The 20,547-nt window shown below is 40.2% G+C and carries 16 protein-coding genes and 1 riboswitch; of the genes, 6 read left to right on the top strand and 10 right to left on the bottom strand.

Annotated elements, in window-relative coordinates:
* Window positions 1–101: 101 nt before the first annotated feature.
* Complete coding sequence (locus BUA11_RS03305; RefSeq protein WP_072758346.1) at window positions 102–1,037, top strand: DUF4382 domain-containing protein; 936 nt, start codon at window positions 102–104, stop codon at window positions 1,035–1,037.
* Between the two features lie 61 nt (window positions 1,038–1,098).
* Here BUA11_RS03305 and BUA11_RS03310 read toward each other — a convergent pair whose 3' ends face one another.
* From BUA11_RS03310 to BUA11_RS03350, 9 genes are all read right to left on the bottom strand, one after another.
* Entirely contained in the window at window positions 1,099–2,631 is a 1,533-nt protein-coding gene (locus BUA11_RS03310) for a hypothetical protein (RefSeq protein WP_072758348.1), read from the bottom strand.
* Window positions 2,632–2,657: 26 nt separating this feature from the next.
* On the bottom strand, window positions 2,658–3,410 hold the full coding sequence (locus BUA11_RS03315; RefSeq protein WP_072758350.1) for an ABC transporter ATP-binding protein: 753 nt from the start codon (window positions 3,408–3,410) through the stop codon (window positions 2,658–2,660).
* Between the two features lie 125 nt (window positions 3,411–3,535).
* On the bottom strand, window positions 3,536–4,384 hold the full coding sequence (gene hflC / locus BUA11_RS03320; protein WP_072758352.1) for a protease modulator HflC: 849 nt from the start codon (window positions 4,382–4,384) through the stop codon (window positions 3,536–3,538).
* Entirely contained in the window at window positions 4,381–5,307 is a 927-nt protein-coding gene (hflK, locus tag BUA11_RS03325; RefSeq protein WP_072758354.1) for an FtsH protease activity modulator HflK, read from the bottom strand. The genes hflC and hflK overlap by 4 nt, the downstream gene beginning before the upstream one ends.
* A gap of 85 nt (window positions 5,308–5,392) precedes the next feature.
* On the bottom strand, window positions 5,393–6,397 hold the full coding sequence (locus BUA11_RS03330) for a FecCD family ABC transporter permease (RefSeq protein ID WP_072758356.1): 1,005 nt from the start codon (window positions 6,395–6,397) through the stop codon (window positions 5,393–5,395).
* A gap of 2 nt (window positions 6,398–6,399) precedes the next feature.
* Entirely contained in the window at window positions 6,400–7,299 is a 900-nt protein-coding gene (locus BUA11_RS03335) for an ABC transporter substrate-binding protein (protein WP_072758358.1), read from the bottom strand.
* A gap of 59 nt (window positions 7,300–7,358) precedes the next feature.
* Window positions 7,359–7,533: riboswitch (cobalamin riboswitch) on the bottom strand.
* A gap of 26 nt (window positions 7,534–7,559) precedes the next feature.
* Window positions 7,560–7,970: a hypothetical protein gene (locus BUA11_RS03340; protein WP_072758360.1), complete on the bottom strand. Its 411-nt coding sequence runs from the start codon at window positions 7,968–7,970 to the stop codon at window positions 7,560–7,562.
* Window positions 7,967–9,907, bottom strand: a complete 1,941-nt coding sequence (feoB, locus tag BUA11_RS03345) for a ferrous iron transport protein B (RefSeq protein ID WP_072758362.1) — start codon at window positions 9,905–9,907, stop codon at window positions 7,967–7,969. Before feoB ends, BUA11_RS03340 begins: the two co-directional genes overlap by 4 nt.
* Complete coding sequence (locus BUA11_RS03350; RefSeq protein WP_072758364.1) at window positions 9,907–10,398, bottom strand: FeoA family protein; 492 nt, start codon at window positions 10,396–10,398, stop codon at window positions 9,907–9,909. The genes feoB and BUA11_RS03350 overlap by 1 nt, the downstream gene beginning before the upstream one ends.
* A 272-nt stretch (window positions 10,399–10,670) precedes the next feature.
* On the opposite strand from BUA11_RS03350, the gene glnA reads away from it, so the two are divergent.
* Window positions 10,671–11,990, top strand: coding sequence for a type I glutamate--ammonia ligase (glnA, locus tag BUA11_RS03355; RefSeq protein WP_072758691.1), 1,320 nt, complete (start codon window positions 10,671–10,673; stop codon window positions 11,988–11,990).
* Window positions 11,956–13,686: a YgiQ family radical SAM protein gene (locus tag BUA11_RS03360; RefSeq protein ID WP_072758366.1), complete on the top strand. Its 1,731-nt coding sequence runs from the start codon at window positions 11,956–11,958 to the stop codon at window positions 13,684–13,686. Before glnA ends, BUA11_RS03360 begins: the two co-directional genes overlap by 35 nt.
* Before the next feature lie 7 nt (window positions 13,687–13,693).
* On the opposite strand, the gene BUA11_RS03365 is transcribed toward BUA11_RS03360, so the two are convergent.
* On the bottom strand, window positions 13,694–14,761 hold the full coding sequence (locus BUA11_RS03365) for an alanine/ornithine racemase family PLP-dependent enzyme (RefSeq protein WP_072758368.1): 1,068 nt from the start codon (window positions 14,759–14,761) through the stop codon (window positions 13,694–13,696).
* Window positions 14,762–14,909: 148 nt separating this feature from the next.
* Here BUA11_RS03365 and BUA11_RS03370 point away from each other — a divergent pair, with 148 nt between their 5' ends.
* The 3 genes from BUA11_RS03370 to BUA11_RS03380 all read left to right on the top strand — a co-directional run bounded on the left by BUA11_RS03370 (window position 14,910) and on the right by BUA11_RS03380 (window position 20,543).
* Complete coding sequence (locus BUA11_RS03370; RefSeq protein ID WP_084634334.1) at window positions 14,910–15,707, top strand: purine-nucleoside phosphorylase; 798 nt, start codon at window positions 14,910–14,912, stop codon at window positions 15,705–15,707.
* Window positions 15,707–16,708, top strand: coding sequence for a DHH family phosphoesterase (locus BUA11_RS03375; RefSeq protein WP_072758372.1), 1,002 nt, complete (start codon window positions 15,707–15,709; stop codon window positions 16,706–16,708). Before BUA11_RS03370 ends, BUA11_RS03375 begins: the two co-directional genes overlap by 1 nt.
* A 127-nt stretch (window positions 16,709–16,835) precedes the next feature.
* The gene (locus BUA11_RS03380) at window positions 16,836–20,543 is read left to right on the top strand and encodes a GGDEF domain-containing protein (RefSeq protein WP_072758384.1); all 3,708 of its coding nucleotides are present in this window, start codon (window positions 16,836–16,838) and stop codon (window positions 20,541–20,543) included.
* The last annotated feature ends 4 nt before the right edge of the window (window positions 20,544–20,547 follow it).

Genomic DNA, 20,547 nt, shown 5'->3' on the forward strand with positions numbered 1-20,547 from the left:
TTTTGGAAAAGAAAGGGAAGTAAGAATTTTTTGAAAAAATAAGAAAAAACGTATTTCAGGAGGCTAATCAAAAATATTTCTTTGAAGAGGAGGTGGAACGGATGAAAAGGTTGATTTTTGTTTTTGGCATAGTATTAACAATGCTTGTGCTTTTCAGTTGTAATCCTTTGAATCTTTTTGAACCAAGAACATCGAAAGTTTCTGTCGTCTTATCATCTGGTATTGAGGAAAGTGGAGATACAGTCAAACCTCAAAAATTCAGCGGAGTGGAAATCCTTGGTACCCAGTCAAGGCAAGAAGCACCATGGGTTAAGAACATCGAGCACCTTTACGTGAAAGTCTCCAAGTTCTCGTATAGATACTCAACAAACCCAGGTGAGAACAAGTGGGCTACACCTACGGCTGTGGACAAAGTTGTTGACCTTACAATGCTTGACGCTACTGAGCTGAGCTGGTTAACATTTGACGTGCCAAAGGGTTCTGTTATATTAGCTCTTGGATTTGAAATCACCGAGGCAACGGTTACTGTAAATGATACAGACTATCCAGTTGAAATTCCAGCCGAAAGAAAAAGGATAGTTCTCAAGAACTTGAACTGGCAAGTTGTCAACGATGAATCCCAAATTGTCCTCAGCATTGACTGGACAAGGAGCATTGTAAAAGCATCTGGCGGAGATTATATGCTTGTTCCAAGGATTGCTTACAGATGGAGAGGTACATTGAAACAGTTGTGGGCAATCTATGGAGATGTGAAAATTAACGACTCAACCCCAACGGAACCTTTGTTGATAGGATTGTACGAAGGAACCGATACATCGGCAACACCTGTTGTGTTGAAGATGATTCCGACAAGAAATGAAGGAAAGTTCTACCTCGGAAAGCATGAAAAAGGTACTTATACGGCTGTTGTTTGGTATATTGATTTTACTTACGAAGGAACAGATGTCACTTTCACAGTTAATGAGGCGACATCGACGACGTTTGAGCATGGGGATGATACTGCATACACGGAACTCCATCTGACAATCAAGAAATAAAAAATGCAAAAATTAAAGCCCAGCGCACATATCGCTGGGCTTTTTATTTTTAAATTTACACTCACTCTTCGCTTAGAAGTATATTTTTGAGTTTCTTATAGTACACAGCAAACAAGACTGCCAATGCAATTCCTGAGCCAGTTAAGAGTAGCCAATTTAAAACCATCTTAATTCCTTCAAGTTTAGCCCTCATTATGATTAAGTTCAGCGGGAAGATGATGCCAAACGCAAGGCCGAGGGTTATTCCTTCTATTAGGAACGTCGCACCAACCGAGAACGGCTGGTTCTTCGCCTTACCTGGACTTTTGATACTGTAGTAAGAACCTATCAATGCACTGAGCATGAATAAAAGCACAGATATGGCTACGTAAATCAGAGATTGAACTGAGAATTTTCTGATTATCGATGCGATGATAGTGATAGCTACAAACACCGAGATGTTAATGAATACAGGTATGATGAGCTTTGGCAATATGAGGTTCTTAGGCCTAATTGGGAATGCCTTGACTACAGATTTGTATTGGATTTCGTTCGATGTCAGTATACCTGCTTCTATTGCACAATAAAGCACAGCTATTACGATGTATGGCGTGAGCGCACTTATTGAAGAGCTCGATGTGAAGAACATGAAAAGTGAAAAGATTGCAGGGTAGAGAATCAAGAAGATGAACTGCTCATTTCTGACAAGTAATTTAGTATCTTTCCAAAGTACACCGCCCATTCTGGAAGAGTAAGAGCTCTTTTTGAAATATTCTTTTTTCTCTTTACTCTTTTTGCGTATATTCTCAAATCCGACCTTTCCTGCCAACTTCCAAAATAGGAATAGAGAGCCTACAGAAAGAATGCCAACTGCGAGTACGATTGAGAAGTTTTCAGAATATGACCATGTTAGGACGTTGTATTTGGAATTTGCAAAAGATAGTAATTTTACTATATTCTGGTTCTCACCTAAAGTTGAAAAGTCCACGTCTTGCAAACTCACAAAAACAAGGTATATGAATACGAGCAACAGTATCATCACCGTGTTAAGTATTCTGAGATACCTCTTCGATGTTACCCCACCAAAGAGAACTGCAAATAGGGCAGAGACACTTGAGAGAAATATTAAATGGAGCAACGTTTGGAGTATGAAAGCCAAGACATTCTGTTTAACTGCGATACCATATGCCAGGGCTGACGCTACAAAAAAACCAAGCGTGAAGGCTTGACTAGAAAGAGTGACAAGTAAATAGTACAGAGTGATTACGTTCCTTCTTATCGGTAAAGTGAGGAGGAATTCCACATCTTCGTTTCTCGAGAATGCGTACATCCCTGTTCCAACAAACCCTACGACGTAGAAGAGCGAGAACATCGATATCGTTAGAAAATAGAAAGCCTTAGCAACATCAGGAAATGCTGATAGTGCTTTGTAAATCTGATAATTTGATAAATAAATAAATATAGCCATTGGAAGAGTGGAAAATAGAAGGAGAATGATATATCTTGACCCTTGGCTTCTTGACGTGTTAGATTCCTTTCTTTTTGATTTTCGTTGTGCATTTTGCTGCATAAGGTTAAGTCCAACGTATCTGAACAATATACTCAATTCTCGCATATGTTTCACCTTCGCTCGCTACGAAATCAGAGGTTTTCAACAATTTCTTGTATATCGTCAGTGGCGGTGAGCGATAGGAAGATATCTTCCAATGACTTGCCGTAGCTCTCTTTCAGTTCCGCGACAGAACTTTCGGCGATTACTTGCCCTTTGTTTATTATCGCAACTCTATCGCACATCTTTTCGGCTATTTCAAGTATGTGTGTTGTCATGAAGATTGTCATTCCTTCACTCGCGTATTTTCTAAGCAGTTCTTTAAGTATTCGAGCACTCTTTGCGTCAAGACCTACAGTTGGTTCATCTAAAAACAGCACTTCTGGTTTTCTCATCAAAACAGAGATGAGCATGAGTTTTTGCTTCATACCGTGCGACATTTCGCCGACAAGTTTTGAAAGATAATCTACCCCGAACGCACCGCATAGCTCATCTATCCTTTCTTCGAGCTGCTTTTTGTCTAATCGATATATCGCAATTATGAAATCAAGGAACTCGTATCCTTTGAGATGTTCGTAAATCTTCGGTTCATCTGGCACAATACCGATTCTCCGCTTTATCTCAACATCATAATCCTTCATATCAAGTCCAAGTATTTCCACTTTACCACTTGTTGGCTTGAGTGTTCCAGTGAGCATCTTTATAGTAGTTGTCTTACCTGCACCATTAGGACCAAGGAAACCAAATATCTCGCCATGTTTGACCTGAAGATTTACACCATCTACAGCGGTGAAATCCCCGAACTTTTTTACAAGACCAGCAGCACGTATTGCTAACCCGGACATATAGTATTTGTACCCCCTTATGTGCGAAATATTAAGTTAATAAAATTCTACCTCAAAAGGTCAGAATGTCAAATTAAAAAAATCACATAGTATATTGTGTGAGATTTTAAAATTCGTTTTGCACATTACTGCATCTCCTCAAGTATTCTTAGATCTTGTCCTACTATTACTACACTTCCTGGAATTATCTTCTTATAGCTCTCCAAGGTTCTCAACAGTTGGTAGAATTCACTATCTCGTGCGAATGACTCAGCATAGATTTGTGTTGCACTGGCTTCACCTGTTCCTTTTATCTTTTCTGCTTCGCTTATTGCTTGTGCCTTAATTATTGTTGCCTGCTTCTCGGCTTCCGCCCTAATCCTCTGAGCTTCTTTTTGTCCTTCTGCTCTGATAAGTTCGGCTATGCTCTGCCTTTCCGACTTCATTCTCTCAAAAACCGCTTGCTGGTTTTCTTTTGGAAGGTCTGTGTGTTTAATTCGCACGTCCAATACTTCAATGCCAAATTCGGAGAGGTTCTTTCGGGCAAAATTAGTTATAGCCGACAAGTACTGCCTTTCGCCCGTCACTATATCGTCGAAATTGAGCTTCGCGAGTATGTTCCTCAGGCCAGAGTAGATAACATCGTCTATTCTTGATAGTGCTAAGTTTGGTGTTTTGACCGATTCGATGAATTTCTTGGGGTCTGAGATCTTCCATATCGCATATGAATCTACAAGCATTGTTTTCTTATCGAGCGATATTATCTTTTCAACAGGAATATCGTAGATGTAGTATCTTTTACTCAGCCTAACGACGTTGTCGATGAATGGAGAACGAAAGTATATGCCTGGTTCGGAAATAACGCGTCTTATCTCTCCAAATCGCAACACTATGGCATATTGAGTTTGATCTACGATGAACAGCGATAAAGCTGCCAGAATTAATATCACTACTGCGAAAATGCTTACAGAAATTATTGTCGTAATCCTTTTCATTTTGAACCACCACCTAACAGGTTGTCGAGATTGAGGAACGTGATTTTTTGAGAATCATCCAATGTTATTATAGTTCTCGCTTTTGGCAATACCTGTTCGAGTGTTTCTATTCTGAGCCTTGTTTCTGTGATTTTTGGAGCTTTCTTGTACTCGTTGAGGATGCTCAAGAATCTTTGTGTTTCACCGGTGGCTTGGAGAATCTTCTCTTGTGCATATGCTTCCGCTTCAAGGATTATCTTCTTAGCCTCACCTTCGACCTTAGGAATGAGGTTGTTTGCGTATTTTAAAGCTTCGTTGATGTATCTTTCCTTATCTTGCTTGGCGTTGTTTACATCATCGAAAGCAGAAATCACTGGAGCAGGCGGAACAACTTCCTGGAGCAGTACATTAATCACATAGATTCCTACGTCATAACTGTCGAGAAGTTTTTGGACTATTTCTCGGACCTCCGAAGAGACTGTATCCCTTTCAGCAGTCAATATTTCATCAACGGTCCTTCTTGCGATGCGCTCTCTTAACGCGGATTCTGTAGAGAATTTGACAAGCGCTTCAGGATTATCAACCTTGAATGCGAATTTGATAGGATCACTTACTCGGAACTGAACTACTGCCTCAACTGAGACAATATTTCCATCTTCTGTTAGAGCCAGGGCTTCTTCCTCTTCGCTGGCATATTGACCTGGTCTCACCGTTCTGAATCCAATTTCCTGTTTCCTCACAGTCTGAACGTCGACTATGACGTGCGACTGGAATGGATAAGGTGCGTGTGCGTGTATACCAGGTCCTGTGGTATGTGAGTACTTTCCAAAGGTCTTGATTAAAGCAACTTCTGAAGGACCAACTTGATAGACCCCCGTACCAAAATAAATAACTACAAGTACGATTAAAATAGTTAGCAAGATAGTACTTCTTTTGGTGCTCATGTTTGTCACCTCTCTATTTGTATGTTCAAAATCATTATACCACGCATTTGGAAAAAAGCAGGTGTGAAAGACTCTTGAAGAACGCTCAGAAATTCTTATTGCCGTTCTTCAATTTGAGCAGAACGAACATGAACGGTGCACCTATGAGGGAGGTGATTATTCCAACAGGGATTTCAACGGGGTTGAGCAATGTACGGGCTAATGTATCGCAGATTGACATGAGCATGCCACCTAAGAGAATGGTAGCAACGATGTTGTTCCTGTGTTTCGGACCAGCTAACGTTCGTGCCATGTGCGGGACTATCAATCCAACAAATCCTATAATTCCTGTTTTTGAAACGAAAGCTGCGGTAACGAACGCACCAAGCAAGTAAAAGAGCCATTTTAGAAGCTCAACATTGACTCCCAAACTCTTCGCTTCTTTCTCGCCAAGTACCATTGCATCGAGCTGTCTGCTCATCATCATCGATAGTACGGCAAGAGTTGTTAAAGAAATTGCTGGTAGCACAATATCAGTAAATGTGATTCCGGAAAAAGAACCAAAAAGCCAGACGTGGCCTGTTACGAGTGATCTATTCGCTATATTCAAAAGGAGCATGCTCCCTGCCGAGAACATAGTGCTCACGAGTACACCGCTTAGGACTAAATGTACGGTAGGGACTATGTTGCCCTTTCTCGCAAGTGCTATAGCCAGCATAGATGCTACTACTGCGAATATGAAACTCATTGTTGGTATACTCACGTGAGCGATAGAGTTGACAATGAAGTATATGCCTAAAAGAGCACCGAAACTTGCACCAGCAGACGTTCCGATAAGATATGGGTCAACAAGTGGGTTTTTCATTATCGCTTGAAATATGTTACCTACAAGTGCCAGTGCTGAACCTGTGAGCGTTGCCATTAAGACCCTCGGAAGTCTTAAGTGCCAGAGCATGTAGCTTTCTGGAGAGTCTGAGTTTATTAATTTTATGGCTTTGATTGGGCTAACATATACCGTCCCAAAAGAGATATTGATGAGAAAAACAAATAAGAAAAGGACAGGGAGAAGATATCTCCCTGTCTTGATTAAGAGAACCCTTAACTTAGTCAATATTATTTTCCTCCGTAGAAGAAGTTGTAGAATATATCCAAGTATTTAAAAACATGAGGTGCTGCCTGACTAATTTCGTCTCCGTCAATTACAAAGACCTTTCCATTCTTAACTGCTTTCAGGTTTTTCATTATTGAATGGTTCTTCACTGTTTTTTCAATTTCTTTTGGATCTCCATAACCGCCAATGACAATAACATCAGGATCTTGTTTAACAAGCCATTCCCAGCTGACTGAAAGCCAGCCGTTGTTTCCTGAATAAGGAGCCGCTATGTTCCTTCCACCAGCGATAACGATGAGCTCGTTCACATATGAACCAGTACCAGCGGTCCAGAGCTCTTTGGCTTTTTCATCTGGAATTGTTATCGTGAAGAATACAGTTGGCCTGTTTTCTAATGGTATTTTTGATGTCTTTTGTCCCATTTCAGCCATCTTGTCTCTTAACTCTTGTGATATTTTGTCAGCTTTAGCCTTAATGTTAAAAACTGCGCCGAGTTGTCCAACGGCCTTTATGATATCAGTCAATGTGTTTGCATTGAGAACGTATGCAGTAAGATTTGCTTTCTCAAGTTTCTCAACTTCTGGAAATTGGAATCCGCCAAATGTGAACACAATATCTGGTTTTAGCGAGTAAATCTTTTCAATGTTCAGTGGTACCATGTTTCCGATGTTTTCAGCCTTTCTGTAATTATCCCATGCTGTGACTCCAACTATTCTGTTTTCAAGTCCAAGGGCCTGCAAGTATCTTGTTGCGCTCGGTGCTGCGGATACTACCCTTCTTGGTGGCATCGGGATGTTAACGATACGTCCAGCATCGTCTACGACTGCTATCGCTAAGGATAAGACAGTGCTTAAGAGTACAAAAAGTGCTAAAAACCTTCTCAGTGTTCCAGACCTAAACATAGCAAAACCCTCCCTCTTTGCAAAAATTTGTTGCCATCCCCAGGCGTCGTGGTGGATGGCATACCTTCCTCTACACATCAGGTCTCCCGACTTGTGGATCATCCTACTCCCTGCGCCTTCCCAGCCTTTTAAGAATTAGCCAGTGGCACTTTGCAGGTTTCGTCCCCACTTACGGTGGCGGCCCCGTGCCGGATTTTCACCGGTCTTCCCTTGAGTGTGTAAAGGGAGGTTATTCTTATTTCGTATTATACTACACCCTTTTAGCTACAGCAACTGCCCTTTTCGTTCTTCTGTATCCCAACGTCTGTTCTTAAAGCTGTCTTTTTTATGTATATGACGTTTATCACGCTGTATATGCCTGTGATGAAAAGTATAGCGTCGGCAAGGCTGAGCTTGTATACTTCATCGCCTATTATCAGATTCGAAAAAGATATCAAGTACGCGAGCAGAACATAACCTGCGGCGATTGAAAACAAAATGCTCCCTACGTAAAGATGTGCGACTCTGAATGAGTAATTCGCCGTGCCATACTCGCGAAATCCGAAGAAAAAGACCATTGAAAAGCTGAGTATAACGAGTGAGAATATTATCTCGTCACTAAGAAGATACGATATGAAGGTGATGAGTGATAACACAAGCATCGTTAACAACATCCTGTTCAGGCTTCTCATATGATCACCCTTCCGATCGTGTATGTGATGAAAGCTAAGATGTAAGATATGCTTAGGCTATATATCACTGCAAACGCTGTATATTTCCAGCTGTTCGTTTCACCTTTTATTGCAGCCAGTGTTGCAAAGCACGGCATGTATCCGAGGACGAATACCATTAACGAAGCAGCAACGACCGGATTTAAGTGAATATTAGACGCATTCTCGTAAAACTGAGACAGAGAAGATACAATGACTTCTTTAGCAACACCGCCAAATATGAGCGCTGAAACTATTTGCCAAGTGTAGTTAAGAGGTGCGAATATAGGTTGCAAAAACTTACCAAGCATCGAAACGTAGCTGTTTTCTATGTTTGCTGGATCAGGGAAGTAACTAAGTGCCCAAATTACAACACTTGATACGAATATTATCGTTCCTGCTTTCTCCAAGAAGTGCCTTCCTCTGTTCCACATGTACGTAGCAACGTTCGAAATCTTTGGAAATCTGTACCTTGGCAACTCCATGACAAGCGGAACGTTTTGTCCTTTTAGTACAACCTTGTTTATGATTCTTGACGAGAGAGCTGTCAAAACGAGGCTCAGTACGTATATAGCAAAGAATGCCTCAGCTTTATGGTTCGGGAACGCGACGCTTATGATTAAAAGGTATACGGGAATTCGCGCACTGCAACTGATGAATGGCGAAACTAAAATTGTTGTAACTCTTTCTCTTTCGTCAGAAAGCCCGCGAGCTGCCATAACTGTACTAACGTTACAACCAAAACCAAGTAAGAGAGTCATGAACGAACGGCCCGTGAGCCTCAGCGAATACATAATTCTGTCCATCAAAAATGCGATCCTTGGTAGATACCCACTCTCCTCCATTATTCCAAGTGCGAAGAAGAGTGCGAAGATACTCGGGACAAACGCGAGAACACTTCCTACGCCATTTATTATGCCTTGAGAAATAAGCGACGAAAGCATCGTTTCCGAGCCAATCATTTCTGAAAGTTTTCCGAATAAGAATTCAAGAAGTCCGACAAGGGGTTCGGAGACTTTGAAGGTAAAATTAAATGCAAGGTACATAAGCGCGAGGAATATCGGGATACCAATGAATCTATGAGTCAGTACGTGATCCAGAGCCTCAGTAACCGTTAATGCGCTGTCGGTTTTCTGGAAAGCCTTTTGCAAGACGTCGTTTATGTACTCGTACTTGATCGAAGGTATTTTTGTAGCAAGTGAGTCATCTGACTTTTCAGGATTGCTATTCATATTTGAACTCTGAAGTTCTTCAGACTGGCCCTGTTTTTGACAATCTTTGCTCAAAAACTCAGATACGAACTTGTCCCCTTCGATAACTTTTATGGCAGTGAATCTTTTATTGAAACCTTCCATCACGCACTTTTCTACTTCAGAGATCCTTTCTTCGACCTCTTTTCCGTAGTCTATTAATAAAGGTCTTGTGGGTTTTTTAAACGCAGATACGATCTTCTGTTTAAGTTCATCAATACCTTCCCCGGTGTGAGCTGACGTAAGGATAACGGGCACTCGCAGAAATGTCTCGAGTACGGCTTTATCTATTTTGTATCCGCCCTTTCTTGCCTCGTCAATCGCATTAAACACCGCAACGACGTTGAGTTCCAATTCTAATGCTTCGAGGAGTAAAAACAATCCCTGTTCAGGGCTCATACTATCGATTATTACTACCGTCACATTTGGCGGAGAAAAGAGCAGATAATCTCTCGTCACTTTTTCATCTATCGACGTGGCTGTCAGTGTGTATACGCCAGGCAAATCAACAAAATGAAGAGTGTAGCCTTCATACGTTGTGGCACCTTCTATCCTCGATACCGTAACACCGGGCCAGTTGGCGACGTACTGCCTCGCGCCAACCAACCTGTTGAAAAGGCTTGTTTTTCCTACGTTTGGATTTCCGAGTAGTCCTACTGTTATGACCATTACTTACCACACTCCTGACGTTTTTCAACCTGTAGAGATTCTGTCATCTTGTAATCTTTGACTGGTACAACATAGATCTTTGAGAGTTTCCCAAGTCCTATGTCATAAAGACCAGTAGGTGTCTTCACCCTTCTGTCTGGTAGTAACAAGAGCTTTGAATTTTCAACTATACCACATTTTTCAAAGAATCTTCTTGCCATAATCCCGGCTCTCAGTTCTTTGACGATGTATTCTCCGGGGGCAACGTACGAAAGTGGTAAAGAGCTCTCCTGCTGGAGCTTCACCTCAATCAGCTCAGCTTCTGATTGCCTAAGTGTTATTATCTTGTTGAACACTTTGTACATGCGTGGGTCACCCATCGGTGCACTCCTGATAACTGTTATGCTCACTCCAGGCAAGATACCTATAGCTCTCAGTCTTGGAGAAATTTCAGATTCACCAACCTTTTCAACAATCGCTTCTGCACCAACAGGTACTTCTGATAATCTCATAATTCACCCCCACTTTCAATTATCATTAAAGAAATTGAGAATCAATCTCAATAATATGATACATTAAGAGTGTAATGATGTCAATAATTTTTGAGAATTTTTTCTCAAATCCATTCTAATAAAAAGTATTGTTGACCACGGGAAGTTATAGTGCTAAAATAACAGTATACTTTTGCATGAGCGTTATTGTGTCCTGTTGCTAATTACAGAAGGTGTTTTAAAGTTTCACAAGTGTAAGTCAATTTATACGAAGTGGGGGGAAGAGTATGGAGATGAGTAAGGAGAAGTTGTACGAATTTATTGAAAAGAACAAGGTAGGATTTATTAGGTTACAGTTCACGGATATCAACGGGACGATGAAGAACGTTGAAATACCTGCCGATGAGATTGACAGTGCATTGTCTTCAGGTATTATGTTCGATGGCTCATCAGTTGAGGGTTTTGCAAGGCTACACGAATCAGATATGTATCTTAAACCAGACTTGAGAACCGTTGCAATGCTGCCGTGGACATTCGACGGACGAAGGAGTGCAAGGATTATCTGCGATGTGTACAACAATCCTGAAACACCGTTCGAGGGTGACCCGAGATACAGATTGAGACTTGTGGAAGAGAAAGCGAGGAAGATGGGGTTCATTCCATACGCAGGTCCAGAGGTGGAGTTCTTTATCCTTCCAAGAGCGAATGGAAGACCGGTTTTCGAATTTCTCGATAATGGAAGCTACTTCGATTTGTTACCGGTAGATATAGCCGAGGACATAAGAACGGAAGTCTCAGTGCACCTTGAAGAGATGGGAATTGATGTCGAAACAACTCACCACGAGGTTGCTCCATCTCAGCACGAAGTTGATTTCAGATACGCAGAGCCTATTGTTGCTGCTGATAATGTCCAAACCGTTAAACTTGTTATCAAGACACTTGCAATTAGGAATAATCTTTATGCAACCTTCATGCCTAAACCATTCTTTGGCGTAAATGGAAGCGGTATGCACGTTCATATGAGTCTTTTCACACTCGATGGGAAGAACGCTTTTTACGATGAGACTGCGCCTGATGGTATTTCTCAAACTATGAAGTACTTTATTGGTGGATTAATTGCACACGCACGTGAGATAACCGCTGTCACAAATCCAACTGTTAACAGCTACAAGAGATTGGTTCCTGGATACGAGGCACCTGTAAACATAGCATGGAGTAAAGGTAACAGAACCGCTTTAATAAGGATTCCTAAGGCAAGGGGAAAGGCTACAAGGCTCGAGTACCGTGCACCGGATCCGTCATGTAACCCTTATCTCGCATTCGCAGTTATTTTAGCAGCAGGATTAAACGGTATAGAGAATAAAATAGAGGCACCTATGGCAGTTGAGGAGAATATATACAAGATGACAGAAGCGGAAAAGCAAAAAAGAGGTATCAACAAACTTCCAGCAAATCTTAAAGAGGCACTGATCGAAGCAGAAAAGAGCAAGTTAGTAAGGGAAGTATTGGGAGAGCATGTGTGGGAGAAGTTCCTGACATTAAAAGAAAGAGAATGGTGGGAATATTCAACAAACGTTTCTGAATGGGAGAGGAAGAGGTACGAAAACATATAGTCTCGGCAGTTTTCTGCCAACAACACCTGAAGAGTTAAGAATAAAAAACTTAGATATCATCTTAGTGACGGGTGATGCCTACGTGGATCACCCGTCTTTTGGCGCTGCATTACTTGGGAGGTATCTCGAATCTCACGGCTATAAGGTTGGAATCATCGCACAACCTGAGAATCCTCAAGATATAGAGCGACTTGGAAAGCCTAATCTGTTCTTTGGTGTCACTTCGGGTAATGTCGATTCCATGGTGGCTAATTATACCGCATCAAGGAAAAAGAGAAAGAGCGATGATTATACACCAGGCGGTGTCAATAACAAAAGACCTGATAGAGCTGTAATACAGTATGTGAACTGGATAAAACAGGTTTTCAAAGATGTCAAAGTTGTTATCGGTGGTATAGAGGCAAGCTTACGTAGATTCGCACATTATGATTGGTGGAGTGATAAGGTTAGGAAATCGATATTAATCGATTCAAAAGCTGATATTCTTGTGTACGGCATGGGGGAACGCGCAATACTCGAAATCGCAAAGCGTCTGGAGAACGGAAAAGACCTCGATAACATACGCGGCACGATGGTTTGGAAAAGTTCAATACCGCAGAATATACAAAACGCAATTTTCTTGCCTACGTTCGAAGAGGTTTCGGTTGATAAGAAACTCTACGGTGAAGCTTATAAGAAAGCAGTGTTCTTCACAGATCCATACAAAAATTACGTTTTAGTACAAAAGCAGGATAACAGGTACGTAATCCAATATCCGCCTGCTTTGCCATTAACACAGGAAGAACTCGATGAGCTGTATTTACTCCCTTATACAAGGCACGTGCATCCATTTTACCTTTCCAAAGGCGAAGTAAAGGCTATAGAAACGGTGAAATTTTCAATAACAGCGGTTAGAGGTTGTTTTGGTAATTGCTCGTTCTGTGCAATCACGAATCACCAGTCGACCCATGTTGTATCAAGGTCTGTTGATTCCATAATCGAGGAAGCTAAAATACTCACAAGACTGCCTGATTTTCGGGGCACGATTGTTGATGTTGGTGGTCCCACAGCAAATATGTATGGGTTATCTTGCCAAGTCAGGAATTCAAAAGGTCAGTGTGAAAAAGGTTGTCTGCATCCAAGCGTTTGTAAACTGTCTATTTCTGGCGAACAATTCGATAGTGCGGATGCGTTCATATCGCTGCTCAAGTCAGTCAAATCGGTGCCGGGTGTAAAACACGTCTTCATAGGTTCGGGTTTGAGACACGATTTGATACTTGCATCTTCAAAGGCTGATTACATAATAAATGAGCTTGTGGAATTCACTTCAGGTCAGCTAAAACTAGCACCAGAGCATGCACATCCAAAGGTATTAAAATTCATGCACAAACCTTCAGCAGAACTGTTCTTGGATTTCAAAAAACGCTTTGAAGATGATGCAAGACGAAAAGGACAAAAAAAGTATGTGATAGGCTATTTCATCGTCGCACATCCCGGTGAAGGACCAGAAGAAAATAAATACCTTCGCGAGTTTATCAAGAGAAACCTGGGTTACATACCACAGCAAGTTCAGATATTTACACCAACCCCAGGAACGCTCAGCACGACCATGTATTATACTGGTTTCGATCCGTTCACTGGGGAAAGTGTTTATGTAGAAAAGAGCGAGAAGAACAGAAATTTGTACAAAGAGAATATTATTAACCTAAGAAAATGATGATTTCTTAAATGAAAACTTTCTCAACGTATGGACTTGTAAACGCTCTTAGTGCGCAGCCATAACTCATTCTAAACCTTACTATGTCCCCTACTTTGAATTCTCTATTGCTCTCGGTTGTGTCAACTATAAGGTGGTCGCTTGAAGCGTGGAGTATTTGAAGCCCATCTTCAAGAGGTTTTAATCCATCTGGTTTAACATCTTGTTCGCCGACAGCAAGTATTACTCTTTTTCTGTATCCTCTATCTTCAAAGTGTGGCGTTCTTCCAAACGCGTCTTTTCCTATTTCTCCTACTGGGACTGATGGCTTGTAATCCACCTCGATAACTTCTGCCTCTAATATCACGGTATCTTGTCTTAGGTATGGTATATCCCTATCACCAGTAGCATCGGTTCCGAGTATTATGCCTTCTCCAACCCTGAATTGGTTTATGCCTTTTGGCAATTTTCTATCCTCGAGCAATTTCAACGTCACTGTACTGCCACCACTAACAATTAATTGGCGACCGAGTTCTTTCTCGAGTTCATCTTTTATTCTCAGTAGCATACTCATGTTTTCTTCGGTGGGCAAGACTCCACCGTAACAACCTACGTTAGTGCCGATGCCACGAAGATGAACGAATCTGAGATTATTTGCTACTTCGATTATTTCCTCTTTAGCCTTTTCAAACCAAACACCCTCTCTTAAATCGCCGACATCGATCATGTATATCAGACTGACATTTCTGTCTATTTCTTGAGCGTGTCTGTCTATGAGGTATGCAGTCTCTGGCATCGACACTAAGAATTCATCTACAATTCCTACAGCAAACGGAATTTCCGATGGCATAGGTATCCTCAACAGTTGGTATGGACCAGGAACTCCATTTTTGTACAGGTTTACGATGTTCTTGAGACGAGATTCCCCAATTTTGTCGACACCATTCAAGCGCATGATTTTACCTATTTGAGGATTCCCGAGCGTGAGTTTTGTCACGCCAACAAGTTCAATACCGTTAGAATGACATATTTCTGATAGCTTCTGAACGTTGTTCTTTAATACGGAGGTGTCTATAATAAGCCTTGGGTAATCCATAAAATCCCCCTTTTCGGTGTTTTATATGAATGGAAATTATGATATAATTGTTTGAAAACCGAATTAGGACGAGGATAGTTCAAGTTCACTTGTAATATTTTAAACTAAGTATGTTAAAGTGTAAATGAAGAAATCAGGAGGGATAAAAGTGGATACGAGAGTAAAAGAGGCTTGTGAATACATTACGTCAAATATCAATAACAAGCCAAAGATTGCTTTAATACTTGGCTCAGGATTGGGATTTTTGGCAGACAAAGTGAACAACGCTCGCTCAATAGCTTACAAAGACATTCCAAATTTTCCGTATTCTACCGCACCGGGACATGAGGGAAAGTTGGTTTTCGGAGAGCTCTTTGGAAGAGAGGTTGTTGTGTTGAACGGAAGGTTCCATATATACGAAGGTTGGAATCCTTCTGATATTAAGTTGGTTATTCACACGTTGAAGATGATTGGTGTGGAAAGGATTTTGATTACAAATGCCGCTGGTGCGATAAATACATCTTACAGCCCGGGTGACATAATTTTGGTGAAGGATATAATCAACTTAATGTTCAGGAACCCTCTTAGAGGACCAAATGATAATGACATGGGACCAAGGTTTCCCGATATGCTTGGTGCATTCGATAGAGAGTGGATGGAAAAACTCAAAAATGCTGAGGGACTGAGAGAAGGAGTATACTTAGCTGTTACAGGTCCAACATACGAGACGCCAGCCGAAATAAGAGCATTTAGAAAGCTTGGGGCGGATTTGGTTGGTATGTCAACAGTGCCTGAGCTAATTGTCTGTGCACATGTTGGTATAAAGGCACTTGTGCTTTCGTGTGCGACAAATATGGCAGCTGGCGTATTGGACCAGCCTCTGTCTCATGAAGAAGTTGTCGAAGTTGCAAATATGGTAAAAGGCAGGTTCACAGAGATAGTTCAGAAAGCTTTGGAGGTGCTTTGATGAATAGAGATTTTCTAACAATAGTTGCTGAATTAAACTCAGCAAATAAGGTTCTTGTTGTTGGACATATAATGCCGGACGGTGATGATATAAGCTCCGTGCTTAGCGTAACTCTTGGGTTGAAAAAACTTGGTAAAGAAGTCTTCGCTGGAATTGACTGGAGGATTCCATGGTATTTCTATGAATTTGAAGAGACCAATATAATTAAAACTTTTGATGATATAAAGTCTTCTGGATTTGTTCCTGATGTAGTTTTGGTTGTTGATGCTTCCAGCCCAGATAGGATAGGTAGATTTCAAGAATTCCTTGGTAGCGTGCCGTTGATGGTAATAGACCACCACGGAACGAATACGCTTTTTGGAAATATCAACTGGGTTGATACGAAATTTGGCTCAACGGCACAAATGGTTTACAGACTAAATACCGAGCTTGGCGTTGAGTACGATGAGAGATTGGCAACGATAAATTTGATGGGAATAGCAACAGATACGGGTTTCTTTAGGTACTCGAATGCTGATGAAATAGTATTCAGCGATGCTACAAAACTTGTTTTTTTGGGCGGAAAGGTGTACCTTGTCTCCAGATTGTTTGAGAATAAGAGAATCGAGCAGTTTAAATTGCTTTCGACGATGATAGAACACTTGAAGATGGAAGCTAATGGAAAGATCGTTTACTCATACCTGTCTAAGGAGGATTATGAAACTAACAATTGCACTGAGGACGACAGTGGAGGGTTTGTTGGAGAACTTAGATCAATTCAAGGAACTGAATTAGCGATCTTTTTTTCGGAATACGAAAATAGCGAAGTGCACATAAGTTTCAGGTCGAAAGATTGGTTTGACTGTAGTAAACTCGCTGTACTCCTTGGTGGAGGGGGGCATCCAAGGGCAGCTGGTTGTACTTTAAAAGGAGATTTGTTTGTGATTGTAGAACAAGTTATTAGGGAAGCTAAAACGATGTTTGCCGCACAGAACAAGGAGATAGAAAAAATAGGTAGATAGGTCTTTATTAAGAAATACTTTAATTGAAATAGTTCAAACGCAAGGGGGGAAAATTACGAAACCTCTTTTCGATAATGGTTATGATTTTTCAAGTAATTTGGTCAGAGAAATACATGTTGGACATGAAGTGGTTGACGCGAAATCAGAGCACCCCAAGCTGATAAGAAGTTTTCCGAGCGTTTTTGTTGAGAACTTTGATGATTTTGTTATTAGTATAAATTCATACACATTTTCAAGTAGATTTTTAATTCCCACAACTATAGAGATTTCAAGAAAGAATGATTCATGCTCGGTCTTTTTCAACCATTTTGGTGAAAAACCTATTTTGACCGGCAATCAACATGTGATAAGTTTGTCGGAATTAGAACGAACGAATCTAATTAACTCACTCCTCAGGATTGCTAAGTTCGTATTTTTTGATAATATCCCTCCATTTCCTGCGTATACTCTGTACGATATATACGCTTATGCTACAGAATTCTTCTTTTCGCCACCATTTGTACTTAACAATGAAGTGTGGAGACAGGTAATTGAGAATCCACATGTTGTGGGTGATTATATTTTCATAGATGAGGAATTCCTAACAACAGGTCGTTTTAATAAGGCAAGCACGATGAGAATTTTGGCAGATCTGATAGACTTTTTTGACCTGAAAAAAGAATTTACACAGATTAGCAGTAAGATGAGGGCTTTCGAAATTGGTGAGGAAGATTTCATCTATCATGGGAATGAGATAGAATTTGCTCGGAACATTGTGGAAAAGATAGCTTCCGAGAGTTCTTTAAGAGAAGTTTTTTGTATAGACACAAAAGATGTGTACAAAATCTTTAAAGACTATATTTCAGTCGTTGAATACCACATTAGAAAATCTACACAGTATGCTGTTCTGTACCTTGGTAATGATTTTACAAATATTCTTAGACAGCTTCTATCTAAGTATTCGAGTCTTATAGCCGATGAGGAAAAGATTAGCTTAACTAAGTGTCTTTATAATGTTTGCAAATTTGATAGTGTAGTCGAGGAACTAATCCCAATACTGAAGAGATTTAAAAAAATGATACTCATCATCAAGGACTTGGATAATTGTAGCCCGTTAATAAGTAGATTTTTAGGAATACTGGATGATTTAAAAATGGAAGCAGGAGTATTAGCTTTTAAATCGAGTCGTGCAGATGTTGTTTATAATTTAGATGTCGATAGAAGTAATGCAGCACAGGACTTTTCAAGATATGAAACACATATTGAAGAAGCAACCTTAGAACGCGATGATTTGTACATAGCTTTGCTCGGTTATAGATTTAATAAACATGACTTGGCAGTTCTTGAAAAAGTTTTGGGTAAGAGTCTTGAGAGTAATGTTTATAGATTGCAGGCTTCAGGGCTTTTAAGAACGGACGACGGCGAATACATAGTTTCAGAAAACCTCAAAAAAGTTCTCAGCGAAATTGATGAAAAAGAGGTAAGAGAAATTCACCTCAAGCTTGCTAAAGAGTACAGCAAGAGTATTTCGCCTTACACATTAAATTTGAAAAAGGCGGCCGAGCACTACGAGTATGCTGGTTCTAAAACATCGGCTGTGGTTACGTATTTAATGTTTATCAGAAATGCCATGAGCAATTATAACTTTTCTCAAACTGTAATTTTAAACGTTTTCGAAACGCTATGGAATATATTGCAGGATATCAACCGTACTGATCTCTATGCCTTTCACAAGCTGAGGTTGGAATTCGAATATAGAACAAATAAGAAAGTTTTTGATGCTGTCGTCCCAAAAAAGGAAAAGGGAATTTATGCCTATTTGAGAGCATACGAATTATTTGTGAACGAAAAATACACTGAATGTATAGAGTTTATCGATGGCTTGCTCAATTCGGAAAGTTGCACTGACTATGTGCGTTATAATTTAATCTTCCTCAAAGAGAGGGCCTACTTGGTCTTACACGACAGATTGGAAGATGAAAAGCAAATTTCGGATATTGCTCAAAATATAAGCGCTGTCAATCTACCTTGGATGGAACTTAAAGCAAAGATGTTTTGGCTTTTGGGAAACTCAAAATCGTATTCGGATTCGAGGAAAGCAAGAGATTATCTGCAGATGGCGGAGCCCATTGCAAAGGAGCATAATCTCGAACACATATTAATCGATATCTACAACACTCTTGGAATTGTGTATGATGGCACTTTGCTTTCAACGATGTATTTTCAAGAAGCCATACGCACTGCACAAAAGATTGGCTACACAAAACGAGCTTTAGTTCCGCGGCTTAATTTGGTACGTGAGCTTTTGTATTTTGGAAAGTTTGACGACTTGGAAAGAGAACTATCTGGAGTGTCGCTAAGTTTGTCAAATGAGCTCTCCCCGTCAGATAGGGCCTATTTTAACAGATTAAGAGGAATGATATATACTTATTTGAGAAAATATGAAGATGGACTGAAATACTTTGAAGAAGCTTACGAGATTGAAAAGCAACATAATTTGCCACATGCTTCTTTAAGAGCCCGCATACTGCACGAATTAATTTGTGGAAATTACGAAAACGCAAAGACAATAATCATTGAAAATTACGACGATCAAGCAATTCATGTTCGTGGATTCGAGTTCCTTATAAAACTGGTGTTAGCCAAAGATGATAATGAGTTTTTACAGAATTGGCTGGCATACAAAAATTCACCGTACAATTTGTTGAGAGAGGAGATGCTTTTCATATTCTCTGAACAGCTAACAAGACTTGACCCAAAAGGATTTGTGGATGAAATTACAAAATGGGAAAGGTTGTTCGGTTCCCAGCTGGTTAAACTCTCTCTTTTGTATGTGTTGCTTGCTAAAGCAAATTATTATAAGGCTCTCAATAACAGCGTAAAGTTTGAACTTACAAAGCTTGAAATATCAAGGTTGTTATCGGAAATGGGGATCCGTGAAAGTTTTTCAGAATATAGCTTTGACAAATATTCGGAAAGAATACCTTCAAATGAACTTTATCCAATCGCTGATATGCTTTACGTTTTAAAATCCGTTGATTCTGACGTGAGTTTGGAGGATGTTGTGCGAATAACTTCAAATGTTATGGTTAATGTTTTTAAACCTAACAGACTTTATGTTTCGGTTTTGGATAAAAAATACAACTTTGATATATCAGTAGGTTTATTACCAAAGTTTGGTGAAAAATCTTATCTGAACTTCGAACCTGTGGAGGTGTACATAAAAGAGAAAATAGACAAAGATTGCGAATATGCTATTTATATGTCTTCCGAAAGACACGTTCACGATGTCACTGAACAACAGAAACTTATGAACAATGTAATTTTGCTCGAAGAGTTGTTCTCAGGACAGCTGAGAGGGCTGATATATAGAGAGCGCGCTACAATGGATCCGTTAACTGGTTTGTATAACAGGTGGAAATTTAACAGCATATTCGACGAGTATATGCAAAATTCAAAGACTTCAGGCGAAGAATTCAGCGTTTTTCTGTGCGATGTGGACTCTTTCAAAAAAATCAACGATACTTATGGCCATTTAAAAGGCGATGAAGTGTTGAGAGTTTTGGCAAAAATTCTCGAGGAGAACATTGAAAGCGCTGGTATAGTGGCAAGGTACGGCGGAGAAGAATTCGTTGGAATTTTAAAAGGTGACAAAGACAAATGTGTAACACTATGTGAGAATGTGAGAAGGATAATCGAGGATAAATCTGCAGAGTTACTTGGTTTCAAGGTCACTATGAGTTTTGGGATCTCTTCTTGTAGAGAGAAAGAAACAAAATCGGAGATACTTGGCCTTGCTGACCAAAGGCTTTATAAAGCAAAAGAAATAGGAAAGAACAGAGTTTGCTATGACTGACAAT

It is taken from the genome of Fervidobacterium gondwanense DSM 13020 (assembly GCF_900143265.1).
In the GTDB taxonomy this organism is placed as follows: Bacteria; Thermotogota; Thermotogae; order Thermotogales; family Fervidobacteriaceae; genus Fervidobacterium; species Fervidobacterium gondwanense.